This is a genomic window from Enterobacter sp. ZOR0014 (assembly GCF_000798855.1).
Taxonomy (GTDB): domain Bacteria; phylum Pseudomonadota; class Gammaproteobacteria; order Enterobacterales; family Enterobacteriaceae; genus Enterobacter; species Enterobacter kobei.
Map to the genome: position 1 here is coordinate 1 of NZ_JTLF01000011.1, position 7,959 is coordinate 7,959.

General features: G+C 53.7%; 6 protein-coding genes. 5 read left to right on the top strand and 1 reads right to left on the bottom strand.

The annotated features are described in order from the left end of the window. Nucleotides 1–111: 111 nt before the first annotated feature. Nucleotides 112–1,872 carry a 30S ribosomal protein S12 methylthiotransferase accessory factor YcaO gene (ycaO, locus tag L977_RS00335; protein WP_014883215.1) on the bottom strand — a complete coding sequence of 587 codons (1,761 nt, stop codon included), beginning with the start codon at nt 1,870–1,872 and terminating at the stop codon, nt 112–114. Between the two features lie 127 nt (nt 1,873–1,999). On the opposite strand from ycaO, the gene L977_RS00340 reads away from it, so the two are divergent. The 5 genes from L977_RS00340 to rpsA all read left to right on the top strand — a co-directional run bounded on the left by L977_RS00340 (nt 2,000) and on the right by rpsA (nt 7,949). Continuing rightward, on the top strand, nt 2,000–2,692 hold the full coding sequence (locus L977_RS00340) for a DUF421 domain-containing protein (protein ID WP_047624235.1): 693 nt from the start codon (nt 2,000–2,002) through the stop codon (nt 2,690–2,692). A 162-nt stretch (nt 2,693–2,854) separates the two neighbouring features. Then, the gene (serC, locus tag L977_RS00345) at nt 2,855–3,943 is read left to right on the top strand and encodes a 3-phosphoserine/phosphohydroxythreonine transaminase (protein ID WP_023332545.1); all 1,089 of its coding nucleotides are present in this window, start codon (nt 2,855–2,857) and stop codon (nt 3,941–3,943) included. Nucleotides 3,944–4,011: 68 nt separating this feature from the next. Then, nucleotides 4,012–5,295 (top strand): 3-phosphoshikimate 1-carboxyvinyltransferase, encoded by a 1,284-nt coding sequence (gene aroA, locus L977_RS00350; RefSeq protein WP_014883218.1) that lies wholly within the window; start codon nt 4,012–4,014, stop codon nt 5,293–5,295. A gap of 185 nt (nt 5,296–5,480) precedes the next feature. Next, the gene (cmk, locus tag L977_RS00355) at nt 5,481–6,164 is read left to right on the top strand and encodes a (d)CMP kinase (RefSeq protein ID WP_013097305.1); all 684 of its coding nucleotides are present in this window, start codon (nt 5,481–5,483) and stop codon (nt 6,162–6,164) included. 111 nt (nt 6,165–6,275) lie between these two features. Then, nucleotides 6,276–7,949, top strand: coding sequence for a 30S ribosomal protein S1 (gene rpsA / locus L977_RS00360; protein ID WP_008499966.1), 1,674 nt, complete (start codon nt 6,276–6,278; stop codon nt 7,947–7,949). Nucleotides 7,950–7,959: the final 10 nt, after the last annotated feature.

Sequence of the window (7,959 nt, forward strand, 5' to 3'; positions counted from 1 at the left end):
TTATTACAATCAGCAATCATTACCGAAAAAATAAAAAACGGGGCAATGAAATTGCCCCGTAATATAGCCCAGACGATTGAATACGCCTACTGCTGGTAATGTTATATGCGCTTATTTTGACCAGTAAGCGGCTTTTGCTTTCTGCAGCTTTTCATAGGCCTTGAGCAGCGACTGATGCGCCGGGAAGGCTTTCAGATCGCTGTCCACGGCCTGCAGACCGTAGAATGGCTCTTCACCGCTGAGCGCCGCGCTGGCGGCTTCAACCGCTTCAGCACCGTACATACGCACGAAAGCGTTCAGGTACTGCAGTGGCTCGCGATCCTCTTCCTGCGAAAGCAGCAGCAGGGTTTGCAGGCAACGGTAATAGTTGGTGCGCTCGGCAGAGAAGACCGACTGGTTGAATTCCATCGTCCATTCCGTCCAGGCCAGGGCCTGATCCAGATCGCCGCCAGCCAGCGCCAGCATCGCTTTCAGTTCCCCGATACGCAGGGTATACCAGCCGTTGTCTTTACCCGTCGCCAGGCCCAGCAGTTCACGCACGCGAGTGAAATCATCGTGACCTTCTTCGTCCAGTTGGGCGATCAGGTTCAGATAATCTTCTTTTTCCCACTCGCTGCCTGGCAGAGCAAGCAGGGTTTCGCGCAGGTGCGCGCCCATGCTGTTGTTCGCCAGCCACAGATCTTCAGCAGGGTAGATGTCGGACATGCCCGGCACAATGATGCGGCATGCGTAAACGCCCAGGTGTTCGTAGTCGGCAATGTAGACTTCCTGATCTTCGGCGTTAAAGATGGCCATCAGCGTGGCGAACTCTTCTTCCGTGGTGCCGGCAAAGCTCCAGTCTACGAACGGATAGTCTGCGTCCTGCTTGAACATATCCCAGGAGATCAGGCCGCTGGAATCGATGAAGTGGGTTTCGAGGTTGGTATGCTCCGCCACTTCTTCATCGTCAAAGGTTGGCGGGGTGAAGACGTCGAGATCTTTCAGGCTACGGCCTTGCAGCAGTTCGGTGACGGTACGCTCCAGCGCCACGCCGAAGTCAGGGTGCGCGCCGAAGGAGGCGAAGCAGGTGCCGTTTTCTGGGTTAAACAGCACCACGCAGATCACCGGATATTTACCGCCCAGTGAGCCATCGTAGGCGAAGATTGGGAAACCTTCCGCTTCGAGTTTGGCGATGGACTCCACCACGCCCGGGTAGCGCGCCAGCACGTCGGCCGGAATTTCAGGCAGGCTGATAGATTCGGCAATAATGCGGTTTTTAATGTGACGCTCGAACACTTCTGACAAGCCCTGAACGCGCGCTTCGTTGCGGGTGTTACCGGCGGACATGCCGTTAGACACATACAGGTTGCCGACGATGTTCATCGGAATATACACGGTCTGCTCGTCAGACTGGCGGGTGAACGGCAGGGCGCAGATACCACGATCTTCGTTACCAGACTGCAGATCGATCAGCATGCTGGCGGTCAGTTCGTTTTCTGGATCGTAGAACGCACGCAGGCGGGCGTCGAGAATACCTTCCGGCAGTTCATCGTCTTCGGTCAGCGGGAACCATTTTTCGTTCGGATAGTGAACGAATGGGCCGTTAGCGATGGTTTCGCCCAACCAGAAGTCAGCGAAGAAATAGTTGGTGGACAGACGCTCAAAATACTCACCCAGCGCGGAGGCCAGTGCCGCTTTTTTAGTCGCGCCTTTCCCGTTGGTAAAGCACAGGGCACACTCTTTGTCGCGAATATGGACGGACCAGACATGGGGCACCGGATTGAGCCAGGAGGCTTCTTCGATGTTAAAACCCAGGTCGGTCAGTTTCTGCTGGAAGCGAGCGATGGAATCTTCCAGAGCGGCGTCTTTGCCGGGGATAAACGTTTGAGTCATGGCGTTCACTTTTATCGTACGTAAAGCGCGCAATGATACGGGTTTTGCGTGACGGGTGCTATCTTCGGCGAAAATAAAAGGCTGGGCTATGCTTAGTGGCAGTAACTGACTGTTAAGGCATAGAAAAATGAAAGCATTTGATCTCCAGCGGATGGCGTTTGATAAAGTTCCCCCCGAGTTTTTAGGCGAAGTGGCTTTGCGGAGCCTGTATACCTTCGTTCTTGTCTTTCTGTTTCTTAAGATTACTGGCCGTCGCGGTGTGCGGCAGATGTCGCTTTTTGAGGTGTTAATCATCCTCACGCTGGGGTCAGCGGCGGGGGATGTCGCCTTTTATGACGATGTGCCGATGGTGCCGGTCTTTATCGTCTTTGTCTCGCTGGCGCTGCTGTACCGCCTTGTGATGTGGCTGATGTCGAAGAGCGAAAAGCTGGAAGATCTGCTGGAAGGGAAGCCTGTGGTGATTGTCGAAGACGGACAGTTGGCCTGGGAAAATGTGCAAAGTGCCAATATGACCGAGTTCGAATTTTTTATGGAATTGCGTCTGAACAGCGTGGAACAACTCGGACAGGTGCGTCTGGCCATTATGGAAACGAACGGTCAAATCAGTGTGTATTACTATCATGATGACGAGGTGAAGCCGGGGTTATGCATCCTGCCGGATATGCTCATTGAGCGATACAAAATCGTCCCCGATGCGGGCGAGTATGCCTGTATAAAATGTAGTCATGTGGTGGTGATGAAGGCAGGCGATCATCAATTATGCCCTCGCTGTACGAATCCAGAATGGACGAAGGTTAGCAGGGCTAAACGGATCACCTGACAGCCATTTTGTCGGTTTTGTCCTGGCGAGGCGGCAGATTGTTTTGTGTGATGTGAGCCACATTTCACGGGTCATAAGTTTTAGACATTGCGGCGCGTGTCACTGAATGATAAAACCGATATCCACAGTTATAACTTATGGCTTTTAGCGTGGTGAGGGGAAATGGCTCAAGTCTTTAATTTCAGTTCAGGTCCGGCGATGTTACCGGCAGACGTGCTTAAACAGGCTCAACAGGAACTTTGTGACTGGAACGGTCTCGGTACGTCGGTGATGGAAATCAGCCACCGTGGTAAAGAGTTTATTCAGGTGGCGGAAGAGGCAGAAAAGGATTTTCGCGATCTGCTGAATATTCCCTCGAACTACAAAGTATTGTTCTGTCACGGCGGCGGACGCGGCCAGTTTGCTGGCGTACCGCTGAATATCCTTGGCGATAAAACGACGGCTGACTACGTTGATGCGGGCTACTGGGCGGCAAGCGCCGTTAAAGAAGCGCACAAATACTGCACGCCGAACGTTATCGACGCCAAAGTGACCGTTGACGGTCTGCGCGCCGTGAAGCCCATGAGCGAATGGCAGCTTTCTGATAACGCAGCCTATCTCCACTACTGCCCGAACGAAACTATCGACGGGATTGCCATCGACGAGACGCCAAACTTCGCCAGCGATGTTGTGGTTGCCGCCGACTTCTCCTCCACCATTCTTTCTGCCCCGATTGATGTCAGCCGCTACGGCGTTATCTATGCAGGCGCACAGAAAAATATCGGTCCTGCGGGCCTGACAATCGTCATTGTACGTGAAGATCTCCTGGGGAAAGCCCATAAGTCTTGCCCGTCAATTCTCGACTACACCGTGCTGAACGATAACGACTCCATGTTCAACACGCCACCGACGTTTGCCTGGTACCTTTCGGGCCTGGTCTTCAAATGGCTGAAGCAAAACGGCGGTGTGGCGCAGATGGACAAGGTCAATCAGCAGAAAGCTGAACTGCTGTACGGCGTGATCGACAAAAGCGATTTCTACCGTAACGATGTGGCGAAAGCTAACCGCTCCCGCATGAACGTGCCGTTCCAGCTGGCAGACAGCAACCTGGACAACGTGTTCCTGAAAGAGTCCTTCGCGGCAGGTCTGCACGCGCTGAAAGGTCATCGTGTGGTGGGGGGGATGCGTGCCTCTATTTATAACGCGATGCCGCTGGAAGGCGTTAAAGCCCTGACTGATTTCATGATCGATTTCGAACGTCGTCACGGTTAATTTGCTGTTTTTCACCCCCGCAGCGTCCCTGCGGGGTTTTTATTATGTTGAGTTGAGAGTTAAGTTTCATGGAATCCCTGACGTTACAACCTATCGCGCGGGTAGATGGCACCATCAATCTGCCTGGTTCAAAAAGTGTCTCGAACCGCGCTCTGCTGCTGGCAGCTCTGGCAAACGGCACCACCGTCCTTACAAACCTGCTGGACAGCGATGACGTACGCCACATGCTCAATGCGCTGAAAGCGTTGGGTGTTCATTACACTCTCTCTGACGATCGTACCCGCTGTGAAGTGACCGGCAACGGCGGCGCGCTGCGTTCGGGTGAAGAGCTCGAGCTGTTTCTGGGCAACGCGGGTACCGCGATGCGTCCATTGGCGGCGGCGCTGTGTCTGGGCACCAATAACATCGTGCTGACCGGCGAGCCGCGCATGAAAGAGCGTCCGATCGGCCATCTGGTCGATGCCCTGCGTCAGGGTGGCGCGCAGATTGAGTATCTTGAGCAGGAAAATTATCCGCCACTGCGTCTGCGCGGGGGCTTTAGCGGCGGTGACGTCGAGGTGGACGGTAGCGTTTCCAGCCAGTTCCTGACGGCCCTGCTGATGACCGCGCCGCTGGCACCGCAGGATACGGTTATCTCGATTAAAGGTGAGCTGGTCTCCAGACCGTACATTGATATCACGCTGCACCTGATGAAAACCTTCGGCGTCGAGGTCGAAAACCAGTCTTATCAGCGTTTTGTGGTGCGTGGGGCGCAGCAGTATCAGTCTCCGGGCAATTACCTGGTTGAAGGCGATGCGTCATCGGCCTCTTACTTCCTGGCTGCGGGCGCGATCAAAGGCGGCACCGTGAAGGTGACCGGGATTGGCCGCAACAGCGTGCAGGGCGACATCCGTTTTGCCGACGTGCTGGAGAAAATGGGCGCCACTGTCACCTGGGGCGATGATTTCATCTCCTGTACCCGCGGCGAGCTGAATGCCATTGATATGGACATGAACCACATTCCGGATGCGGCGATGACCATTGCCACGGCTGCGCTGTTTGCCAAAGGCACCACCACGCTGCGTAACATATACAACTGGCGCGTGAAAGAGACTGACCGTCTGTACGCGATGGCGACCGAGCTGCGTAAAGTGGGCGCTGAGGTGGAAGAGGGCGAAGACTACATTCGCGTCACCCCTCCGGCAAAACTGCAGTTCGCAGAAATTGGCACCTACAACGATCACCGTATGGCGATGTGCTTCTCGCTGGTGGCGCTGTCCGACACGCCTGTGACCATTCTTGACCCGAAATGTACGGCGAAAACCTTCCCGGACTACTTCGAGCAGCTGGCGCGCATCAGTACGCTGGCCTGATAGCGTTATGCCGCATCCTTTGATGCGGCATTTCCTTACGCTTCCTGACGAACACTTCCGCTCATTTCTTCTACACTCTGCTTCAATCATTCCGTAATTTGCACGCAAAGGTAACAGTTGCGCACGTTGGCGCGTATAATGCGCGGCGTTTATGTTAACGGTATGCCTTATTTAAGGAGAAAAAGATGACGGCAGTTGCCCCGGTAATCACCATTGATGGGCCGAGTGGCGCAGGGAAAGGTACCCTGTGCAAAGCGATGGCGGAAGCATTGCAATGGCATCTTTTAGATTCGGGCGCAATCTATCGCGTGCTGGCGCTGGCTGCGCTGCATCATCATGTCGATGTCGCCTCTGAAGAAGCGCTGGTACCGCTGGCTGCGCACCTGGATGTCCGTTTTGTGTCTACCGATGGCAACCTGGAAGTGATCCTTGAAGGGGAAGACGTGAGCGGTGAAATCCGTACGCAGGAAGTGGCGAATGCGGCCTCCCAGGTTGCGGCCTTCCCGCGTGTGCGCGAGGCGCTGTTACGTCGCCAGCGTGCGTTCCGCGAAGCCCCAGGGTTGATCGCCGACGGACGCGATATGGGCACCGTGGTATTCCCTGATGCGCCTGTAAAAATTTTCCTTGACGCCTCTTCAGAAGAACGTGCTCAACGCCGCATGCTTCAGTTGCAGGAGAAGGGGTTTAGTGTTAACTTTGATCGCCTTTTATCCGAGATAAAAGAGCGCGATGATCGCGATCGTAACCGCGCTGTCGCGCCACTTGTTCCTGCAGAAGATGCATTAGTTCTGGATTCAACCAGTTTAACTATTGAGCAAGTGATTGAAAAAGCGCTACAATATGCGCGCCAAAAACTGGCACTCGCGTAAACGCGACCGATTTAGCAGTACCCCCGCTGCAATGGATTGACGGCGGGTATGTGAAACAACCCCATCCGGCACGGAGCCAGGTGGACGTTAATATTAACCTGAAGATTAAACATGACTGAATCTTTTGCTCAACTGTTTGAAGAATCCTTAAAAGAAATCGAAACCCGTCCGGGTTCCATCGTTCGTGGTGTTGTTGTTGCTATCGACAAAGACGTAGTACTGGTTGACGCCGGTCTGAAATCTGAGTCCGCCATCCCGGCAGAGCAGTTCAAAAACGCCCAGGGCGAGCTGGAAATCCAGGTTGGTGACGAAGTTGACGTTGCGCTGGACGCAGTAGAAGACGGCTTCGGTGAAACCCTGCTTTCTCGTGAGAAAGCTAAACGTCACGAAGCATGGATCACCCTGGAAAAAGCTTACGAAGAAGCTGAAACTGTGGTCGGTGTTATCAACGGCAAAGTTAAAGGTGGCTTCACTGTTGAGCTGAATGGTATTCGTGCGTTCCTGCCAGGTTCTCTGGTAGACGTTCGTCCAGTCCGTGACACCCTGCACCTGGAAGGCAAAGAGCTTGAGTTCAAAGTCATCAAGCTGGACCAGAAGCGTAACAACGTTGTTGTATCCCGTCGTGCCGTTATCGAATCCGAAAACAGCGCAGAACGCGATCAGCTGCTGGAAAACCTGCAGGAAGGCATGGAAGTCAAAGGTATCGTTAAGAACCTCACTGACTACGGCGCATTCGTTGACCTGGGCGGCGTTGATGGCCTGCTGCACATCACCGACATGGCGTGGAAACGCGTTAAGCACCCAAGCGAAATCGTGAACGTGGGCGACGAAATCACTGTTAAAGTGCTGAAGTTCGACCGCGAGCGTACTCGTGTATCCCTCGGCCTGAAACAGCTGGGCGAAGATCCATGGGTAGCTATCGCTAAGCGTTACCCAGAAGGTACTAAACTGACTGGTCGCGTAACCAACCTGACCGACTACGGCTGCTTCGTTGAAATCGAAGAAGGCGTTGAAGGCCTGGTGCACGTTTCCGAAATGGACTGGACCAACAAAAACATCCACCCATCCAAAGTTGTTAACGTTGGTGATGTAGTGGAAGTGATGGTTCTGGATATCGACGAAGAACGTCGTCGTATCTCCCTGGGCCTGAAACAGTGCAAAAACAACCCATGGCAGCAGTTCGCGGAAACCCACAACAAGGGTGACCGTGTTGAAGGTAAAATCAAGTCTATCACTGACTTCGGTATCTTCATCGGCCTGGACGGCGGCATCGATGGCCTGGTTCACCTGTCTGACATCTCCTGGAACGTTGCAGGCGAAGAAGCAGTTCGTGAATACAAAAAAGGCGACGAAATCGCTGCAGTTGTTCTGCAGGTTGACGCAGAGCGTGAGCGTATCTCTCTGGGCGTTAAACAGCTCGCAGAAGATCCGTTCAACAACTGGGTTGCACTGAACAAGAAAGGCGCAATCGTAAACGGTAAAGTAACTGCAGTTGACGCTAAAGGCGCAACCGTAGAGCTGGCTGACGGCGTTGAAGGTTACCTGCGCGCTTCTGAAGCTTCCCGTGACCGCGTTGAAGATGCCACTCTGGTTCTGAACGTAGGCGACGACGTTGAAGCTAAGTTCACCGGTGTTGACCGTAAGAACCGTGCAATCAGCCTGTCTGTTCGTGCTAAAGACGAAGCTGATGAGAAAGATGCAATCGCAACTGTTAACAAACAGGAAGATGCAAACTTCTCTAACAACGCAATGGCTGAAGCTTTCAAAGCAGCTAAAGGCGAGTAATATCAGGTTC

What these genes read in the sequence shown, in the direction of transcription:
- serC (WP_023332545.1), top strand. Translation starts at nt 2,855, where the DNA reads ATGGCTCAAGTCTTTAATTTCAGTTCAGGTCCGGCGATGTTACCGGCA.
- aroA (WP_014883218.1), top strand. Translation starts at nt 4,012, where the DNA reads ATGGAATCCCTGACGTTACAACCTATCGCGCGGGTAGATGGCACCATC.
- cmk (WP_013097305.1), top strand. Translation starts at nt 5,481, where the DNA reads ATGACGGCAGTTGCCCCGGTAATCACCATTGATGGGCCGAGTGGCGCA.
- rpsA (WP_008499966.1), top strand. Translation starts at nt 6,276, where the DNA reads ATGACTGAATCTTTTGCTCAACTGTTTGAAGAATCCTTAAAAGAAATC.
- L977_RS00340 (WP_047624235.1), top strand. Translation starts at nt 2,000, where the DNA reads ATGAAAGCATTTGATCTCCAGCGGATGGCGTTTGATAAAGTTCCCCCC.
- ycaO (WP_014883215.1), bottom strand. Translation starts at nt 1,872, where the DNA reads ATGACTCAAACGTTTATCCCCGGCAAAGACGCCGCTCTGGAAGATTCC.